General features: G+C 70.2%; 14 protein-coding genes. 5 read left to right on the top strand and 9 right to left on the bottom strand.

Going from position 1 to position 18091, the window contains the following annotated elements:
• The first annotated feature begins 23 nt into the window (after nucleotides 1–23).
• The gene (locus tag IPN47_17740) at nucleotides 24–1316 is read left to right on the top strand and encodes a DUF1501 domain-containing protein (GenBank protein MBK9409849.1); all 1293 of its coding nucleotides are present in this window, start codon (nucleotides 24–26) and stop codon (nucleotides 1314–1316) included.
• A 24-nt stretch (nucleotides 1317–1340) separates the two neighbouring features.
• On the opposite strand, the gene IPN47_17735 is transcribed toward IPN47_17740, so the two are convergent.
• The 3 genes from IPN47_17735 to IPN47_17725 all read right to left on the bottom strand — a co-directional run bounded on the left by IPN47_17735 (nucleotide 1341) and on the right by IPN47_17725 (nucleotide 5272).
• Nucleotides 1341–2300 carry a pyridoxal-phosphate dependent enzyme gene (locus IPN47_17735; GenBank protein ID MBK9409848.1) on the bottom strand — a complete coding sequence of 320 codons (960 nt, stop codon included), beginning with the start codon at nucleotides 2298–2300 and terminating at the stop codon, nucleotides 1341–1343.
• Between the two features lie 129 nt (nucleotides 2301–2429).
• The gene (locus IPN47_17730; GenBank protein MBK9409847.1) at nucleotides 2430–4598 is read right to left on the bottom strand and encodes a PBP1A family penicillin-binding protein; all 2169 of its coding nucleotides are present in this window, start codon (nucleotides 4596–4598) and stop codon (nucleotides 2430–2432) included.
• Nucleotides 4599–4678: 80 nt separating this feature from the next.
• Nucleotides 4679–5272, bottom strand: a complete 594-nt coding sequence (locus IPN47_17725) for a hypothetical protein (protein ID MBK9409846.1) — start codon at nucleotides 5270–5272, stop codon at nucleotides 4679–4681.
• 33 nt (nucleotides 5273–5305) lie between these two features.
• Here IPN47_17725 and IPN47_17720 point away from each other — a divergent pair, with 33 nt between their 5' ends.
• On the top strand, nucleotides 5306–5989 hold the full coding sequence (locus IPN47_17720; protein ID MBK9409845.1) for a hypothetical protein: 684 nt from the start codon (nucleotides 5306–5308) through the stop codon (nucleotides 5987–5989).
• 445 nt (nucleotides 5990–6434) lie between these two features.
• On the top strand, nucleotides 6435–8039 hold the full coding sequence (rho, locus tag IPN47_17715) for a transcription termination factor Rho (GenBank protein MBK9409844.1): 1605 nt from the start codon (nucleotides 6435–6437) through the stop codon (nucleotides 8037–8039).
• A 311-nt stretch (nucleotides 8040–8350) separates the two neighbouring features.
• Here rho and msrB read toward each other — a convergent pair whose 3' ends face one another.
• From msrB to IPN47_17695, 4 genes are all read right to left on the bottom strand, one after another.
• Entirely contained in the window at nucleotides 8351–8794 is a 444-nt protein-coding gene (gene msrB / locus IPN47_17710) for a peptide-methionine (R)-S-oxide reductase MsrB (GenBank protein ID MBK9409843.1), read from the bottom strand.
• A 146-nt stretch (nucleotides 8795–8940) separates the two neighbouring features.
• Nucleotides 8941–9243, bottom strand: coding sequence for a gamma-glutamyltransferase (locus IPN47_17705; protein ID MBK9409842.1), 303 nt, complete (start codon nucleotides 9241–9243; stop codon nucleotides 8941–8943).
• Between the two features lie 340 nt (nucleotides 9244–9583).
• Nucleotides 9584–11830, bottom strand: coding sequence for a gamma-glutamyltransferase (locus IPN47_17700; GenBank protein MBK9409841.1), 2247 nt, complete (start codon nucleotides 11828–11830; stop codon nucleotides 9584–9586).
• 98 nt (nucleotides 11831–11928) lie between these two features.
• The gene (locus IPN47_17695) at nucleotides 11929–12375 is read right to left on the bottom strand and encodes a hypothetical protein (protein ID MBK9409840.1); all 447 of its coding nucleotides are present in this window, start codon (nucleotides 12373–12375) and stop codon (nucleotides 11929–11931) included.
• A gap of 285 nt (nucleotides 12376–12660) precedes the next feature.
• Between IPN47_17695 and IPN47_17690 the strand changes: the two genes are divergently transcribed.
• The gene (locus tag IPN47_17690; GenBank protein MBK9409839.1) at nucleotides 12661–13527 is read left to right on the top strand and encodes a 1-acyl-sn-glycerol-3-phosphate acyltransferase; all 867 of its coding nucleotides are present in this window, start codon (nucleotides 12661–12663) and stop codon (nucleotides 13525–13527) included.
• Nucleotides 13528–13570: 43 nt separating this feature from the next.
• Here the strand turns inward: IPN47_17690 and IPN47_17685 are convergent, their stop codons facing one another.
• Complete coding sequence (locus tag IPN47_17685) at nucleotides 13571–14533, bottom strand: c-type cytochrome (protein ID MBK9409838.1); 963 nt, start codon at nucleotides 14531–14533, stop codon at nucleotides 13571–13573.
• A gap of 103 nt (nucleotides 14534–14636) precedes the next feature.
• On the opposite strand from IPN47_17685, the gene IPN47_17680 reads away from it, so the two are divergent.
• Nucleotides 14637–15548, top strand: coding sequence for a sulfurtransferase (locus IPN47_17680; protein ID MBK9409837.1), 912 nt, complete (start codon nucleotides 14637–14639; stop codon nucleotides 15546–15548).
• A gap of 66 nt (nucleotides 15549–15614) precedes the next feature.
• On the opposite strand, the gene IPN47_17675 is transcribed toward IPN47_17680, so the two are convergent.
• Nucleotides 15615–17972, bottom strand: coding sequence for a carbohydrate binding family 9 domain-containing protein (locus IPN47_17675; GenBank protein MBK9409836.1), 2358 nt, complete (start codon nucleotides 17970–17972; stop codon nucleotides 15615–15617).
• Between the last annotated feature and the right edge of the window lie 119 nt (nucleotides 17973–18091).

The raw sequence follows: 18091 nt of genomic DNA, 5'->3' as shown, positions 1-18091 counted from the left end.
CCGTCTCGATTCGGAGTCCCGCCATGCAACGACGCGTCTTCGTGAAGTCCGGCGCCCTCGCCCTGGTCACCCTGGGGCTCTCGCCGAGTTTCCTGCGCCGCTCCGCCTTCGCCGCCGAGCTGTCGCGCGCGAAGACGGGAAGGGTCCTCGTCTGCCTCTTCCAGCGCGGCGCCGCCGACGCCCTCAACGTCGTCGTCCCGCACGGCGAGCGCGCCTACTACGCGCTCCGCCCCACCATCGCCATCCCGCGCCCCTCGCGCGCGAACGATGCGAGCGCGCTCGACCTCGATGGCTTCTTCGGGCTCCATCCGGCGCTCGGCTCGCTCCAACGACTGTATGCTGACGGGCTCCTCGCGCCGATCCATGCCGTCGGGAGCCCCAGCGCCACGCGTTCGCACTTCGACGCGCAGGACTACATGGAATCGGGGACGCCCGACCGCAAGTCGACCCACGATGGGTGGCTCAACCGCTATCTCGCGGTCGCCGGGACGTGCGAGGCGTGCACCGGGGGGGCATCCCCGGGGGGCGCGATCGCCCCCGCCTCGCCCTTTCGCGCCGTCGCGATGACGGCCCAGACGCCACGCATCCTCGAGGGGCCGGCCCCGGCCGTCGCCATGTCGTCGTTAGGCGACTTCAGCGTGCGCGCCACCGGCTCGTCGGCCGCGCGGCTCGAGGCGCTCTATCGCACGGGCTCGGCCGACGTCGTCCACGCCTCGGGGAGCGAGATGTTCGAGGCGGTGAAGATGCTGCGCAGCGCCAACCCGCAGCGGTATCGCAGCGAGCACGGCGCCGATTACCCGCGCTCCCCCTTCGGCCAGCGCCTGCGCGAGATCGCCCAGCTCATCAAGGCGGGGATGGGACTCGAGATCGCCTTCGCCGACGTCGGCGGATGGGACACGCACGTGAACCAGGGGGGCGGGACCGGTCAGCTGGCCGCGCGCCTGCGCGACTTCGGCGACAGCATCGCCGCCTTCGTCACCGACCTGGGTGATCGCATGGACGACGTCGCGATCCTCACGATGTCGGAGTTCGGACGCATGGCGCGCCAGAACGGGACGGGTGGCACCGACCACGGGCATGCCGGCGCGATGTTCGTCATCGGTTCGCGGGTGCAGGGGCGCACGGTGCACGGCCGCTGGCCCGGGCTGGAGCGCGAGCAGCTCTACGAGGGGCGCGACCTCGCGCTCACCACCGACTTCCGGACCGTCTTCTCGGAGCTGCTCACGCACCATATGGGAGCGACCGACCTGTCGTCGGTCTTCCCGGGTTACGAGCCCGGGGCGGCAGGCTGGCCGGGGGTGCTCCGCCGCGCCTGACGCAGGTGACGCAGTGCCGCGCCCTCACGCCCCGGTCAGCTGGTACGCCGCGACCTGCTCGGGGGTGAGGTTGCTCCCGCACAGGATCGTCGCCACGCGCATCCCGCGAAAGCGCGGCGCATCGGCGAGCAGCGCGGCGACGCCGACCGCGCCCGCCGGCTCCACCACGAGTCCCAGGTGCGCAAACAAGAGGCGCATCGCCTCGAGCGTCACCGCGTCGGGCACCAGGACCATGTCGTCGACGATCTCCTGCAGGTCGCCGACCGCCTCGGGGATGGGGACGCGCACCGCGATCCCGTCGGCGATCGTATCGGCACGCTCGGTCTCGAGCGGCTGACGGGCGCGCCAGCTGCGTTCCATCGACGGCGCCGCTTCGGCGCAGACGCCGATGATGCGCGTCGCGGGGGCGTGCGCCTTGAGCCAGGTCGCGACGCCACAGAGCAGTGCCCCGTTGCCTAACGGAACGACGACCGCGTCGAACGGGTCGGGCCACGCCGCCAGCTCTACGGCGATCGACCCGGCCCCCTCGGAGATGGCGACCTCGCGCCCGTCCTCGACGAAGAAGGCGCCCTGCGCCGCCGCCCACTCCTTCGCTGCCGCCTTGGCGGCGTCGAAGTCGCGCCCCACCTGGCGCACCGTGGCCCCGAAGGCGCGCATGCGCGCCACCTTGAGCGGGTTGGCCACCTCCGAGGCGAAGACGTCGAGCCGCTGCCCGACGCGGCGCGCCGCGAAGGCCAGCCCCTGCCCGAAGTTCCCCGCCGACGCGCAGACGAGCGGCACGGTCGGGTCGCCGAGCTCGCGCACGAAGAAGTCGGCCCCGCGCCCCTTGAACGAGCGAATCGGGTTGACCGTCTCGACCTTGACCACGAGGTCGACGCCCAGTCGTTCGCCTAACGACTCCGGGCGATACTGCGGCGACTGCCGGAAGACCGGGTCGATCTCCCGGGCGGCGCGGGCGATGGCATCGAGGGAAATGCGAGACATGCGAACCACGGAAGACGGGAAGACGGGAAGACGGGAAGACGGGAAGACGAGATGGGAAAGCTAACGGCCGCTGGAGGCGTGCACCGCCCCCACTCGTCTTCCCGTCTTCCCGTCTTCCCGTCTTCCGCCCTACAGGCGCCTGCGGATCATGCGCCGGAAGAGGTCCGCGAGCTTCTCGCCCACCTCGCTCTCGACGTCGCGCATCCACTCGTCGTCGTCGTGCGCCATCTCGCAGGAGGACTCCGTGGGCTCGGTCCCGGGCTTGAACCACTCACGGCGGCGGGAGTCGCACCACTCCTCGGCCAGGAGTCCGGTCGCGGGGTCGATCTCGCGGGCGATGAGCCCGTCGGGGGCCTTCCAGGCGGCGGTGTTGGCGCGCTCCTTCCAGCCGCGGCGATAGAAGTCGGCCCACGCCGGCGCTGCGTAGCGCCCGCCGTTGGCCGCGTCGCCTAACGTGTGCGGCGTGTCGTAGCCGAACCAGACCCCCGCCACCATCGTCGGCGTGTAGCCCACGAACCAGACGTCGGTCCCGTTGTTGGTCGTCCCGGTCTTCCCGGCCACCGGCCCGGTGATCCCCGCCGCGCGCACGGCACGACCGGTCCCTTCGTCGACCACCGAACGCAGCATGGAGGTGAGCTGGAAGGCATCGCGCGGGTCCATCACCGGCGACGTCGTCACCACCGAGGCCCACAGGAGGCTCTTGTCCGACCGCTCGATGCGGCGCACCAGGCGCGGGGTCACGCGCAGCCCCCCGTTGGCAAAGGGCGCGTAGGCCGCCACCAGTTCGAGCGGCGTCACCTCCACCGCGCCTAACGCGATGGAGGGCACCGCCTGCAGCCGGCTTGCAATCCCGTTCTGGCGCGCCCGGTCGGCCACCCGCCCCTCGCCCACCGCGCGCGACACGCGCACCGTCGCCGCGTTGGCCGACTGCGCCAGCGCCTGGCGCAGCGTGACGCGTCCGCGGTACTCATCGCCGTAGTTGGCCGGCGTCCAGGTGTCGCGCCCCGTCTCGACCGACACCGGATCGTCGTCGACGATGGTGGCCGGCGTGAAGCCGGCGGTCAACGCCGCGGCATACACGAACGGCTTGAACGCCGACCCCGGCTGCCGCTTCGCTGCGATGGCCCGGTTGAAGCCACCACGCTCGTAGCGGCGCCCGCCGACGAGCGCGCGAATGTCACCCGTGCGCGGATCGAGGGCGACCAGCGCCCCCTGCAGGCGACGATGATCCTCACCCTCCCACGTCCACGACGTCTCATGCTCGATGCGATCGGCGTGCGTGCGCACGGCGCGTTCCGCCGACTGCTGGGCGGTGAGGTCGAGCGTGGTGTGCACCGTCAGCTCCGACATCCGCTCGCCGGACACGCGCAGCACCGAATCCACCGCCGCCCGTACCGCGTCCAGGGCGTACGACTCGTTGGGCTGCGCCGGCGACCACTCCCGGCGGGCGATCTCCAGCGGCTCGGCGCGCGCCGCCACCATCCCGATCTCGTCGAGGTACCCCTCCTCGCGCATCAGGCGCAACACGAGGTCGCGCCGATCCTGCGCCCGCGCGCGGTTGCGCCGCGGGGTGTAGAGCGACGGGCCCTTGGGGAGCGCCGCCAGCATCGCCCCTTCGGCGATCGTCACCTCGTCGATGTGCTTCCCGAACAGGTCGCGGCTCGCCCCCTCCACGCCGTACACCCCGTTGCCGAGGTAGATGACGTTGAGGTAGCGCGCGAGGATCTCGTCCTTGGTGAGGTGACGCTCGAGCAGGCGCGCCAGGCGCAACTCGATGAGCTTGCGGCCTAACGAGCGTTGCAGCGCCTCCCGTTCCGCCATGAACGTGTTGCGCGCCACCTGCATCGTGATCGTGCTGAACCCCTCCCGCACGTCGAGCGAACGCACGTTGCGCGTGACGGCACGGGCAAATCCGCGCCAGTCGATCCCCTCGTGCGAGGCGAAACGGCGATCCTCGGTGGCGATGAAGGCCTGCCGCACGTGCTCAGGGACGCGCGTGAGCGGGACGTTGACACGCTTGACCAGCGTCAGCCGCCCGATCAGGCGCCCGTTGCGGTCGAGCACCCGCCCACCCTCGGGCGGCTGGAACGCCTTGATCGCGGCCGGCGTGGGGCAGCCATTGAAGCCGCAGCTGTACACCCACGCATCGAAGACCACCGCCCCCACCACCAGCGTGCCGACGACGAGCGAGGCGCGCCAATGCCGGCGCAGGTCGGCGCCGAGTGGCACGAGCGGGTCGCGGCGAAAGGCCGCACGAAGCGACTGCCAGCGCGCGACGAGCGAGGCGCGGAGCGACATGGAGTCTCGGGGGGAGGGACGTCTGCGTCTTTAGATACGTCACCCCCCACCGAAGGTTTCTCGGCTCGTCCCTCAGACCGCTAGAACTTCCACCCCTTGAGCGCCTTGAGCGCCGTATCGAGTGCCTGCCGTTGCGAAGGCTCGGTCGCCCGCTCGAGCAGCGACTCGTACGAGGCGACGGCCAGGTCGAGCATGTCGTAGTCCTGCTCGTTCCCGGCCACGCCGGTGGCGTTGTCGGCGACGTTGGCCAGGGCGAGGTCGTCGCCGGGGAAGCGTGCCACCACCTGTTGCCAGCGACCGACGCGTTGGCGCGGATCGGACTCGGCCAGCGCCCACAGGTGCCATGCACCGCGATTGGCCGGATCGGCGGCGATCGCGCGGCTGGCGAGCCCGGCGACCACGTCGGGGCCGAGTCCGAGGAGCCAGTACGCGTTGGCCAGCATCACCAGGGCGCGCGCGTTGTCCGGCTGCGCCTCCACCACCGCCTCGTACAGGGGGGCGACGATCTCCGGATCGTCCTTGTACGGTTCGGCGGCCACGATCACCGCATCGGGGGTGGCCGCACGAGCGAGCGACTCCAGGTGCTGCTTCAGGTGCGCGATGTTGCCGTGGACGCGATATTCCGCGACAGCAGTGGCGAGTTCGCTGGAGAATCCGGAGCTGGGAGCGGTCATGGGCGAAAGGTACGCGGGGAGGTTCGCGCGCGCATGAGGACGCCGCTGACGACGAGCGCGGGTGTCACAACGCCGCAGGCCAGTGCCGATGTTCCGTTGCGCCTGGTCTGCATTTCCACCGACATCCAGGCGTCGGCGGCGCTGCAGACGACCGTCGCAACGCTCCTCCCGACGGCGCGCGTCGACGCTGCTGACACGTCGATCGTGCGCAGCACGCCGGATGCCGACTGCGTCATCCTCGCAGTGGGGCGCCTCTATTCGATGGCCCTCTCGCTCGTGCGCGAGCTCAGGGCGCGCGGCTACGAGGGGCCGATCATTCTCGTCGTGGAGTCACCGTCCGCCGTCGCGCGCGACGAATCGTCGCGACTCGGCGTGGAAGCCGTGCTCGCCGAGTCGGAGGTCGCGCTCCAACTCCCCGATGCGTTAGGGCGGGTGATGGCGACCGCGGCGGCGCAGCAGTCGTCGCCACGCGCCGCGGCCATCGTAGCCTCCCTGCATCGACTCCGCGCGCTGGTGGCCGCGGGCGAGATCGCCGCGGGGCTGCAGCACCGGCTGAACAATCCGCTCGCCGCGCTGCTCGCCGAGGCACAGCTGCTGGAGCTCGAGCCGCTCACGCCCGAGCATCTGGCGTCGGTGCAGCGCATGGTGGAGCTGTGCCGCCGGGTGATCGAGGTGTCGCGGGCCATCGAGGGGATCGGTGGCGCCCCTGTTTCGTAAGGGTGTGTTGCGCGCTCAGGGGTCGGACGGTCAGTAGGGGCGGGAGGGAAGTCGCGGCTCGCGCTGCTTGCGCGAATCGCGGACCCGTGCGATACTCTTGGCATCCGCAGGCGAGACACGGTTTCGCCCGCAGGTGCTGCGTCGCATCGGCTGCTTCAGTCGCCCGGCTCCTCGCCGGGACAGTGGCCAGAAGTGATCGCGAAGATGGGAAAGTGGTTGTCGGCCACGCGTGAGTCTTCCGCGCCGTTCGATGACAACGCGGTCCGTGCGATGCTTCGCACGAGTCGTCCCTCTCAGCTCGAAAGCCGGACTCCCGCTCCGCCAGCGCTGTGCGCTTCACGCGCATCGTGCACCCCGATCGAATTCGTCAGGCACCAGTCCCAAGTTGCGATGCCGCGCGGCCGTGCCGCTGGCTCGCCCGTTCACCCCCACACCAATCCGCTGCATGACCGAACGTCGACGCCCCTTTCGTCGCGGCCGGCGACCGTCCAACAAGCGCCAGCAAAACGCCGAGCCGTACGCCGAACCCAATCCCTATCGTGATGGTGACGCCGACGGCGCACCTGGCGAAAGCGGCGGAGCGGACGGCGGCGACGGCGCACCACCGTCGCGCGAAGTGCGCGAAATCCGCGGCGCCTCGGGCGATGACAGCGGCACTCGGGCAGACGCACCGCCACGCGGTGGTGACGAGGGTGGCGCCTACTACGACGGACCGCCTCCCCGCGAGGCGCAACCGGGCAACGAACGCCAGCCGGGCAACGAACGCCAGCCGGGCAACGAGCGCCAACCAGGCAACGAGCGACAGCCGCGCCAGGACTTCCAGCGCCGCGATGACGACAGCGGCGGCAACCGCGGCGGACGGCGCAATCGCCGGCGCCATGGCCGCGGCAAGCGGGAAGGCCAGCCACCTCCTCCACAACTGCCGGTCGTAGCGGACGGCGAGACGGTCGGCTGGTTCGATGCCTCGCGCGACGGCGGCTTCATTCGCCGCGCGGCGAACAGCTACCTCGCCGACCACGGCGACGCATGGATCCCGCCGCAGGTCGTGCGCCAGTACACGCTGCGCCGCGGCGACCTCCTCGCGGCCACGACCGGGCGCGACAATCGCGGGCGCAACGTCGTCATCGACCTGACGCAGCTCAACGGCGTTCCGGTGGCCGACCTCGTGCGCCGCCCCGACTTCGGGTCGCTCACCGCGACATACCCCGAACGCCGCCTAACGCTGGAGACCGGTCGCCCGGCCAAGGGAGGGCCCGAGCTCACCCGTCGCGCCATCGACCTTGTCGCTCCGGTGGGCTACGGTCAGCGCGCCCTCATCGTCGCCCCGGCACGCGCCGGCAAGACGATGCTCCTGCACGCCATCACCGAAGGGATCGCGATCAATCATCCCAACGCGGTCCTGCTCATCCTCCTCGTCGACGAACGTCCCGAGGAAGTGAGCGAGGCGATCTCGTGGGGCGTGGGCGAAGTCATCGCCTCCAGCTTCGATCAGCCCGCCCCGCGCCACGTCGAAGTGTGCGAGATGGTGCTCGAGCACTCGCGCCGCATGGTGGAGATGGGGAAGGACGTCGTCATCGTCCTCGACTCGCTCACCCGCATGGCCCGCGCGCACAACACCGCCGAGCGTGGCTCCGGCCGCACGATGTCCGGCGGTCTCGACACCAGCGCCATGGCCAAGCCCAAGGCGTTCTTCGGCTCCGCCCGCGCCGTGCACCCCAAGGATGGCGGCGGCTCCCTCACGATCATCGCCACCGCACTCGTCGAGACCGGCTCGCGCATGGACGACGTGATCTTCGAGGAGTTCAAGGGGACCGGCAACTGCGAGATCAAGCTCGAACGCTCGCTCGCCGAGAAGCGCATCTTCCCCGCCTTCGACATCGCGACCAGTGGCACCCGTCGCGAGGAGAAGCTCTACAAGGAAGGACAGCTCGACGCGATCTACACGCTCCGCCGCGGGCTGCAACAGATGCCGCCGCAAAGCGCGATGGAGTGGTTGATCAAGCGGATCGCGGCGACCACGAACAACGACGCGTTGCTCGCGGGGCTCTAGGGGAGGACGGGAAGACGGGAAGACGGGAAGACGAGGGACAGCAAGAACCCTGGGGGTGTCGGCACGCGAGTGCTGGCACCCCCAGGGTCGTTATCTCGTCTTCTCGTCTTCCCGTCTTCCCGTCTTCTATCTACACGCCGAAGCCCCGCACCCCGACCGTCGCCGATCCGGGCGACACCAGTCGTGATACACGCCGGCCACTTCGCCATGCGCGTAGTGCACGATCTGCTCGTCCTCCCGCTCGAACGCCTTGCGGCAGAAGGAGCAAACGGCGCGCGCCGACTCTCGCACGGGCTCCGTCTCGCGAGCCGTCACTCGTCGTCCCGTCGTCCCGTCTTCCCGTCTTCCTCCAACGCGAGCGAGACCGAGTTCATGCAGAAGCGCATCCCGGTCGGCTTGGGCCCGTCGTTGAAGACGTGTCCCAGGTGCGCGTGGCAGCGCGAGCAGAGCGCCTCCACGCGAATCATGCCGTGGGTGTAGTCGGTCTCCGTCGTGACGGCGTCAGGGGCCACCGGCGCGTAGAAGCTCGGCCATCCGGTCCCGGAATCGAACTTGGTCTCGGACGAGAAGAGCGGTTGGTCGCACGCTGCGCACTTGTAGACGCCGCGGGTCTTGGTGTTCCAGTACTTCCCGGTGAAGGCGCGCTCGGTCCCCTTGTCCCGCATCACGCGATACTGCTCCGGCGTGAGCGTCGCCTCCCACTCGGCGTCGCTCTTGTCGAGCCGGTCTCGGTCGTTGCTGCTGCGGTCGCTCATCGAGTGTCCATCCTGTCGTGGGTCCGGTCGTGGTCCGATGATCTCGGTGTCGTGACACCAGTGGTCGTCAGGTGCAGCGGCACGAGCGCCGGTGCGGCGTAGCGCACGCTTCAGTGTACGTTGCCGACCACCGCTCAGCGCACCGTTCAGCGCGTGCCGTCGATCGCGCCGGCGACTCCGGCCCGGCGCGGGTCGCCGCCGCCACGGATACGCGGGCCGTCGATCATGACGGCCGAGCCGTAGCCCATGCGGAGTTCGCCCTTGAGCGAGACGACGTCAAATCGATAGCCGATCGCCCGGAGCGCGGCAATCGCGTCGGGGGAGAAGCCATCCTCGATGTCGATCACCGACTCGCGCCCCCCCGGCCCTGAACGCTGCCCGGGGAGAAAGCGCGGGAGTTCCAGCGCTCGCTGCGGCCCCAACCCCAGGTCGATTGTCCCGACGATCACCTGATAGACGGCGGAGTTGATCCAGGCGTTCCCGGCAGCGCCAACGGCGAACCAGGGGCGCTTGGCCGCGCCGGTCCCGTGGAAGGCGATGGAGGGGGCCAGGGTGCTGCCGTGGCGCGCAAACGGAAGTCGCGCCCCGTATTGGCTGGGGTCGGTGCCGTAGGAGGTCAGCTTGTCGTTGTAGAGGAAGCCGAGCCCCGGCGTGACGTAGAAGTTCCCTCCCCACGTCCCCAGCGTCTGCGTGACCGCGACGAGGTTTCCGTCGGCGTCGCCGACCGTGAAGGCGGTGGTCCCCTGCGGGCGGCACGGGCTTCCGTCGGCATGGTCGAGCCCCGCGCACTCATCGCGTCCGGCGGTGGTCGCGTACGCACCAGGGGGCGTGGCGTCGCCGGCCGCACCGGAGGTGCCGTAACGACTTGCCGCCGGCGGGTGACGCGCACTGCAGCGTGTCGCCGCGAAAGATCGACGGATCGACCGCGCGCGTGGGCGAGAAGCAGCGCCATCGCACCGCGGCGGTGTCCTTGCTGGTGAACGGCTCCGTGTTCACGGGCCAGAGCGAAGGGTCGGCGATGCGGCCGCGCCCGGACGGGGCGAGTTGCCAGGCCGCGATCATCGCGTGCAGCGACGCCGGGTCGTCGGTGAGCGGGCGCGGCACGCCGAAGCGCTCGAGGTTGTTGAGCTGCCCGGCGAGGATCGCGCCGCCGCTCGCGGGCGGGGCACTCGAGTAGATGGTGTTGCCGCGATAGGTGATGGCCACCGGCTCGCGCTCGGGGGCGAAATAGCGGGCGAGGTCCGTCAGCCGCACGGCGTTCCCCTTGCCGCGCAGGTCCTGCACGAGGCGGCGCGCCACCTCGCCGCGATAGAAGCCGTCGGCCCCCGCCTTGGCGATCTGCTCCAGCGTCCACGCCAAGTCGGGATTCCGTACCGTATCGCCGGCCACCATCGGCTGGCCGTCGCGGAAGAAGAGGGCTCGGCTCCCCTCGTACTTGGTGAAACGCCCCTGCTCCAGCCAGAGCGTGGTCGCCAGCCCGTCGCTCACCTCGTAACCGTCGCGTGCCGCGCGAATGGCCGGGGCCAGGAGGTCGGCCCATGCGACCTTGCCGCTGCCGAACCTCTTCCACGCGGCATGCATGCCGGCAACGGTTCCCGGGACCATCGCCAGCACCGGGCCGTCGGACGGGTAGCGCCCATCCTGGAGCAACGACGCGTTGGAGAGTCCGCCCTCCTCGGGGACGCGCGCCATGAACTCGAAGAGGACGGGGCGATCCATCCCCTTGAGGTGGACGAGCATCTCGCCGTAGCCGCCGATGCCGCTGGCGTCCGGCTCGACCACGCCTAACGCGAACGAGGTCGCCACCGCCGCGTCGACGACGTTGCCCCCCTTCGCGAGCACCTCGAGGCCGGCCGCGGTCGACACCGGGTGCGCGCTCGCCACGGCGGCACGCCCCGAGGCTTCGTCCCGATAGGTGGGGCGTTCCATCAGCATCGCGTGGACGACGCGCTCGACGTCGAGGTCGCTGCCGGCGGCGATCGCCCGCGGGCGGTAGCGGTCGCGCAACGCCGCCCACATCACGCGCCGGGCGGCGGCGGCGGGCGCGGTAAAGTACAGGCGGTCGAGCCGAGCCCAGATGCGATCGAACAGCTCGGCGTTACGCGCCGGACGGTCCTCGACGGCGGGCGCGGTCGCCGTCGCCAGCTGCACGTCGGGCGCGGCCGGCGCCTCGATCCAGTGCAGCCGGGCCACGTTGCCTAACGACTCGGCGACTCGATCCGGGAGCCGGCGCGGGTCGCCGTTGTAGCCCGCTTCGTCCCCCTCCGCCTCGGCGACCACCAGCGCCCGCCCGTCCGGCGACCAGGCCGGGGCGCCGCGCCGCTGCGTCACCAGGTTCACGTAGCGCCCATCGCGCGGCGCCACGTAGATCCCCCCGCGCGGCGAGGCGGCCGCGAACGCCAGGCGCTCGCCATCGGGGGCCCACGTGGGGCGCTCGGCGCCCCGGTCTCCCACGACCACACTGTCGGCCGATGGCCCGGACAGGGCGCGCACCCGCAGGCGACGAGCCCCGTCCGCCAGCTGCACGTAGGCCACGCGCGTGCCGTCGGGCGACAGCGTCGCCCACCGCTCGCCCAGCTCGGTGGTAGTCAGCCGTCGCTCGCCCCCGGCCGCATCGCGCACCCACAGCCTCGCGCGCGCGCCACGCCCGCGCGTGAAGACGATCGTCCCGTCGCCCCCGACCGTCGCCTCCATCTCGTCGGCCGCATCGGTCGTCACGCGCTCAGGTGGTCCCCCACCGTCGGCCGTCAACGTCACGCGCCACAGGTCGAGCCCTCCGGCACGATCGGAGGTGAAGACGATCGACCGTCCGTCCGGCGCCCACGCCGGCTCGCGATCCCACGCCGCACCACTCGTCAGGCGACGCCACTTCGCGTCACGGCCGGGCGACTGTTGCACCCACACGTCGCCATCGATGCTGACCGCGAGGCGCCCATCGGCGGCATAGGCCGGGTCGCGCATGGCCGGTTGCGGGGCCTGGAGCTGGGAGACCGCGCCCTGCAGGAGGGCGGCCCCAAGGAGGGCGACGACGGACATCGGCGAATCCGAAAGAGGGGAAGGAGCGTGGACGCCTAACTCGGGCGGTCCGCCCGGAGGCCGGGCGCCGCGCCACCTTGCCGGGACCCGCCAGCTCCCTACAGGCGACCCCTGAAGGTCGCGGTCGCGAAGAGTGACGCCAAGTGGAAGAGCGACACGCCGGCCACCGCGAGCAGCGCTGAGAGGCGCCGCAGCCACACGCGAGGCCCCGCAGCCAATGCCTGCAGCGACGCGAAGACGACCCCGGAGCCGAGAAAGGTCCAACAGGCGAAGTGAATCGCCAGCCAGAGCAGGTAGGTCCACCAGGTGTGCCCGGGCTGTGCGTGCGCGTACAGGAGCGCGCTCGCCAACGATGTCACGACGAGGACGACGAACGCCAAGAGCACGGCGCCGTTGAGCCACGTGCTTTCTTCGCCGCTCCGCGCCGGCGTGACCCGGACGAAGGTGTAGACGAGGAGGGTGGCAAAGGGGAGGACCCCGATCCAGAGCAACGCGTACCACGCCGTCCACCACCACGCGCCGTCCGTCTCAAACAGTTCGATCACCACATCCTCCAGGCAGTTGCCCTGCGAAATCGATCTCCCCGCTTCCCATCCACCGGCGCCTTCGACACCCTTCCCTGCCATGTCACCCAGCACGACCGCCGGATCCGGGGAGCTCCGCGGCCCCACGCGCCCCGCTCACCCATCGCCCACCAGGCTCGTCGCCCGGCGCCCGGCGTCGAGCGACGGCGGCGATCGCCAGACGCGCGGGACAAGCTGCACACCGAAGCCGAGCTCTGCCAGACGCGAATTGGCCCCGCATTGGCGCGAGGCGGCATCGTGACGGAAGTGCCCGACACTCCCGAGGGGCCTTCCCGTCCGACGCGCCCCCCGCTGGTCGACGCCCCGTTGCCGCGCGAGGTGCGCGAGACGCTGGCGCCGCTCGAGCGCATGCACGTCGAGGTGGCGCTGCGCATGAATCGCGAACCGCTCAAGGGGGCGTGGACCTGGTGCCAGCGTGCGATCGGCGCCACGTGGATTGCCCTGGCGACCGGGAAGCTCCTGCGCGTGGACGGCTTCGAGCATGTGCGCGATGCCTTTCCTCGCGGCCCGCTGCTCTTCGTCGCCAACCATCGATCGTACTTCGACCTCTTCGTCGTCTCGAGCCTGCTGCACCGCGAACTTCGGGGGCGCAAGCGACTGTACTTCCCGGTCGTGGGACAGTTCTACTACCAGTCGCTGGCCGGGCTGGCGCTCAACCAGCTCTTCGCCTTCTGGTCGATGTTTCCCCCGCTCTTCGCGCTCCCCACGCACGGGGTGAGCGATCGGTATGCGTTGGACATCCTCGTCGACCTCTGCTCGCGCGGGCCGGGGAACATCCTCGGGATCCACCCCGAGGGGGGGCGCAACCTCAACCCCGACCCGTACTCGTTCATGCGCTTCCAGCCGGGGACGGGGAAGATCATCCACGCCGCACGCCCGATCGTCATCCCCACTTTCATCGCGGGGCTCGACAACGACCTCGCCAACCAGCTGCGCCGCAACTGGCGCGGCGGTGAACCCATCCGGGTTTGGTTCGACGCACCGATGGCGCTCGACGACTACCTCGCGATGCCCGGCAAGGGGAGCACCTACAAGCAGATTACCGACGCCGTGATGGACCGGGTCAAGGCACTCGCCGATCGCGATCGCGCGCAGTACGCGGCCACGCCCTAACGAGTCCGCGCCACGACGCATGCGTTGGCGCGCGACCGCCGGGCTATTGCCTGGCCGCGCCCTTCCGACGTGCCGCATCGGTCGCGTAGGCGACGTCGGGGGGCGGGTCGCCATGCGGCCAGTCCTTTTCCTTCCCCTTGAAGTCGGGGCGCGGACGCGTATCGATGAAGGTCGCGACGTCGAACGCCTCCTGCGCGGTGAGCACCCCGGCAGAGTCCTGCGGCATCCAGTGCTTGATGAAGGTCGCGGCGGTGCGCACCCGCGCCATGCCGGCCCCGACGTTGTACGACCGCGGCCCCCACGTGGGCGGGGCGATGGGGGTTCCTTCGCCCGACACGCCATGGCAGCGCGCACAGCGCACCGCGAAGAGTGCAGCGCCGCTCACCGTGTCGCCGACGAGCGGTTCCATCTTCGGCAGTCCCTGCCCCTCAGTCTCGCTTCCCACGGGATAGCCCGTGGAGAGGAACGCCATGTAGGCCACGATATCGCGCATGTCGCGCGAGGCGGGATCGAGTGGCGTGCCGTTGAGCGAGCGCTTGAAGCAGTCGTTGACGCGATCCTCGATGATCTGCGTCTCACCGGCTCGGCTGCGATACTGCGGGAAGCGCGCGTACACCCCGACCCAGCTCATCCCGTTCTTCAGCGTACCGAATTGCTGATGGCAGTTGGTGCAGACCAGGGCGCTCCCCACATGGTCGGGGAGCGAATCGCGCGTGTGCGTGAGCAGCGCGCGCCCGCGACGCACCGAGGCCAGAATGACGGTGTCTCGAATCTCCGACTCGTCCGGGAGACGGAAGGGCGCCTTCGCCACCCCCGTCGGCGCAGGCTGCGCCGCTTTGGGCGCCCCGCCGGTGCCGGCCGCCGAGTCGGTCGACTGCGCGACCTCGGCCTGCGGGGAACATGCGAGGATGCTGGTGGCGACGACGACCGTCGCCACCAGAAGACCGGCGCGCCGCGACGCGCCGCCTGTGAAATCGATTCGTCCCACCATCCCGTGCCGATGCATGCGTCCACGCTGCGAGGGTCGTGTCCCACCGCGACGACTTGCCACGTGGAGACGCCAGCTACCTTATTGCTCCCTTCCCGCTTCTGCCAGAGAGATCGCCCTGATGATCCGTGTGCCCCTCCTCGCCGCCACCGCGCTGGCGCTCGTCTCCGCGCTTGCCCCTTCGCCCACGCCTGCACAGGGGCGCCCCAGCGCCGCGGTGCCGCTCGTCGTCACCGGTGACTGGCTCGCCAAGCACCTCACCGACGCCCGACAGGTCATCATTCACGCGGCGTCGACGCGCCCGGAGTATGATGCGGGACATGTGCCCGGGGCACGACTGCTCCCCTTTGCGACCTACGCGCCGACACTCGAGGGGCTGAGCAGCCAGATGGCTCCCCTGGCCCAACTCGACTCGGCGCTCGAGGCCGTCGGGGTGAACGATGGCGACCGACTCGTCATCTACGGGCAGCCGTTGCAGGTGGCGCGCTTGCTGGTGACGCTGGACTACCTGGGGCTCAAGGGGCGCGTCTCGGTGCTGGACGGCGGGATCGATGCGTGGCGCGACGCCGGCCGCACGATCTCGCGCGAGGCCCCGGCCGTGACGCGGGGGAGCTTCACGCCTAACGTCGACGCCTCGGTCATCGCCGACATCGGCTGGGTAAGCCAGAACACGAGCGCCAGCGGCGTGCGCATCCTCGATGCCCGCGCTCCGGAGTTCTACCTCGGTTACTCGCCGGGCCAGATGCCGCGGGCGGGGCACATCCCGGGCGCGGCCAACATCCCCTTCTCGCAGCTCACCGGCGAGCTCACGCAACTGCGCGACGAGCCCAAGCTGAGCCGGCTGTTTGCGGCTGCCGGCGTGAAGCAGGGAGACACGGTGGTGACCTACTGCCACATCGGGATGCAGGCCTCGCTCCTGTACTTCGCCGCCCGCCGCCTGGGCTACAACGCCCGCATCTTCGACGGCTCGTTCGAGGAGTGGAGCAAGAAGGCGGAGTTGCCGGTGGTGGTGGAGGCGGAGAAGAAGCCGTAGGGCGCCGCAGAAACGTGAAACGGCGCCGCACGGCGCCGTTTCACCCTCCGGTCTCCGGCGGGATTCCTACAGCCGGTAGAGATACGACCACTTCACGAAGAAGCCGTCGGCCGTGCGGCGCAGGTCGCGAAACTTGAGCGGCTCGCGCTCGTCCATCGAGCTGCCGTAGCCGAGGAAGAAGACCGTCCCCGGCGTCGGCTGGTAGGAGAAGAGCCAGTCGGCGCGGACGCGGTTGCGCTTGAAGCCGGCGAGGCGCGTGAAGCTGCCATCGGCGTTCTTGAAGAGCAGCGGATCGTTGGTGCGCCCGTCGTCGCGGCGGTCGAGCTTCTCCTGCGTGTCGTACTGCCCGATCATCCGGAAGAAGATGTAGCGCGACGCCTGGTATTCGACCTTGAGGCGCGGGACCTTGCGGATGCTGACCGTCGTCCCGTCGGTCCAGCGGTTGAACTCCTGGTGCTGGTACTGCCCCTCCATGCGAAGCTGGTCGGTGGGGCGGTAGCGCAGGTTGGCCGTGACGAAGTGGATCAGCCCCGACTGCCACTCCTCGAAGTTCTCGTCCTTGCCGCCGATGTACTGGAAGTCGCCGGAAAACTTGGAGAACTCCGGGGTGGCGATGGTCACCATCAGGTCGATGTTGTGCAACCGCGGGTCGCCTGCCGCGGTGAAGACGACGGTGTCCTTGCGCGTGCCCAGGTTGCGCTCGACGTGATAGCCGGCGTACAGGTCCTTGTCGAAGCCGAAGTTCTCGAAGAAGAGCGCGCCGCTCACGCGCCACCCGCCGCGCACCGCCGCGTTGGAGGTGAAGTGCAGCTTGCGATCCTGCGACGCCCGCCCGTTCACGAAGGCGTCGTAGTGGCTCGTCCCCTGCCCGCGCACGGTGAAGCCCCACGTCTCCACCAGCGAGCCGGTGGGGCGGAAGAAGGTCCACGTGTTGGCGACGATGTAGTCGACCACGTCGCCGCGCGAGAGGAAGCCGGCCTGCGCGTCGAAGTCCTCGTCGATGGCGTTGATGCGGGCCGAGAAGCTGTAGCGGCGTCCCTGCCGGGCGAGGGTGGCGCCCCACAGGGGGGCGAGGGCCCCCGTACTGTCGTTGGTGCGCGTGCGGCTGACGGCCCCCTGCCATGCCAGCGACCAGATCTTGCGGGCGATGAAACGCCCATCGAAGCCGAGCAGGCGGTTGTAGTCGTCGCCGTCGACACGATCGGTGTAGGTCACGCCGATGCGCGACTGCTTCCCGAGGTCGCGCGTCCCGCGCAGGATGTTGAACATCGGGTGCCCATTCCCGGTGATCGACGTCGACCGGTCGTCGTACGCCGACAGGAGGGCGAGGTTGGTGCCTAACGCCTTTCCGGTGAGCTTGACCGCGACGTCGGGCTGCACGATGCGGCGTGTGTAGATGAGGTTGTTGCCGACGGCGAAGTTCTCGATCCCCTCGAGGAAGAAGGGGCGGCGCTCGGGATAGAAGAGCGCCTGGCGCGGATCGTACTGGAAGGCGACGACGTCGGACTCGACCTGCGAGAAGTCGGGGTTGACCGTGCCGTTGAGCGTGAGGTTGTTGGTCACCCCCCAGCGCACGGTGCCGCCGTACTCGGGCCCCTGCGGGACGTAGCCCCACCCGACCTCGCCCTTGCGCTGTCCCGTCTGGAAGGCGACGACCGACGGGTTGAGGTCGACCACCAGTCCGCGGCGCAGGTCGCGCAGCCCGATCAGTCGCCCCGACTGCTGGAGGAACGACGCCGCGTCGCGGCGCGCCGGTGTCCAGGTGTCCTCATGCCCCAGGTGCTGCACCTTGCGCACCAGCTGCAACCCCCAGTCCTGCACGTCGCGCGGCTGGTAGCGCAGCGACTTGAACGGGATCCGGACCTCGACCTCGTAGCCGAAGTCGGTGACCCGCCCCTTGGACTCGTAGACGAAGTTGGCACTCAGGTCGGCGGTAGCGCGCGCAGCGGTCGCCGAGCTGCCGCTCGAGGTCACGCTCTGCAGCTCGTTGAGCGTCCCGTCGGCCTGCACGCCTAACGCGTTGACGCCGAAGACGAAGGCCTGCCGCCCGTCGTTGAAGGTGGAGAGGATGATCTCCACGTAATCGTCGGCGCTGATCTTGTCGCGGTCGGAGAGGCGCGCGTTGGTCGCCCCCGGCGGGGCATAGGCCCGGATGCCGAAGTGGATCGCCGTCGGCGAGTACCAGACCAGGACGTCGGTCGAGTCGGTCGCCGCGCGCCGGTCGGTGGGCTGGAACTGCGAGAAACCGGTGAGGAGCGCCGCCTCGCGCCACGCCGGCTCGGTGAGCAGCCCGTCGATCGTGATGCTCTGCTCGAGCCGTGGCGGCGCGACGTCGACCTGGCCGGCCCGGCCGTTGAAGACACCGCCCACCGGCGGATCGGTAGGGAGCAGGAGCGAGAGCGCAGCGATCGAAATGGAGAGCACAGGGTGTCGACTGGACGGTGATCAGGGTCGCGCGGACCCAGTGGCCCGAAGCAGCCACAAGCTACAGGGGATCTCGCCAATCGTCGCCGGGGCCGTGGCGCCGATTCGTGGAAAGGCTG

It is taken from the genome of Gemmatimonadota bacterium (genome assembly GCA_016719105.1).
GTDB lineage: Bacteria > Gemmatimonadota > Gemmatimonadetes > Gemmatimonadales > Gemmatimonadaceae > SCN-70-22.
This window is presented reverse-complemented; position numbering and strand designations above follow the sequence as displayed.

What these genes read in the sequence shown, in the direction of transcription:
- IPN47_17740 (MBK9409849.1), top strand. Translation starts at nt 24, where the DNA reads ATGCAACGACGCGTCTTCGTGAAGTCCGGCGCCCTCGCCCTGGTCACC.
- IPN47_17720 (MBK9409845.1), top strand. Translation starts at nt 5,306, where the DNA reads ATGAGGACGCCGCTGACGACGAGCGCGGGTGTCACAACGCCGCAGGCC.
- IPN47_17730 (MBK9409847.1), bottom strand. Translation starts at nt 4,598, where the DNA reads ATGTCGCTCCGCGCCTCGCTCGTCGCGCGCTGGCAGTCGCTTCGTGCG.
- IPN47_17735 (MBK9409848.1), bottom strand. Translation starts at nt 2,300, where the DNA reads ATGTCTCGCATTTCCCTCGATGCCATCGCCCGCGCCGCCCGGGAGATC.
- IPN47_17700 (MBK9409841.1), bottom strand. Translation starts at nt 11,830, where the DNA reads ATGTCCGTCGTCGCCCTCCTTGGGGCCGCCCTCCTGCAGGGCGCGGTC.
- IPN47_17685 (MBK9409838.1), bottom strand. Translation starts at nt 14,533, where the DNA reads ATGCATCGGCACGGGATGGTGGGACGAATCGATTTCACAGGCGGCGCG.
- msrB (MBK9409843.1), bottom strand. Translation starts at nt 8,794, where the DNA reads ATGAGCGACCGCAGCAGCAACGACCGAGACCGGCTCGACAAGAGCGAC.
- rho (MBK9409844.1), top strand. Translation starts at nt 6,435, where the DNA reads ATGACCGAACGTCGACGCCCCTTTCGTCGCGGCCGGCGACCGTCCAAC.
- IPN47_17725 (MBK9409846.1), bottom strand. Translation starts at nt 5,272, where the DNA reads ATGACCGCTCCCAGCTCCGGATTCTCCAGCGAACTCGCCACTGCTGTC.
- IPN47_17680 (MBK9409837.1), top strand. Translation starts at nt 14,637, where the DNA reads ATGATCCGTGTGCCCCTCCTCGCCGCCACCGCGCTGGCGCTCGTCTCC.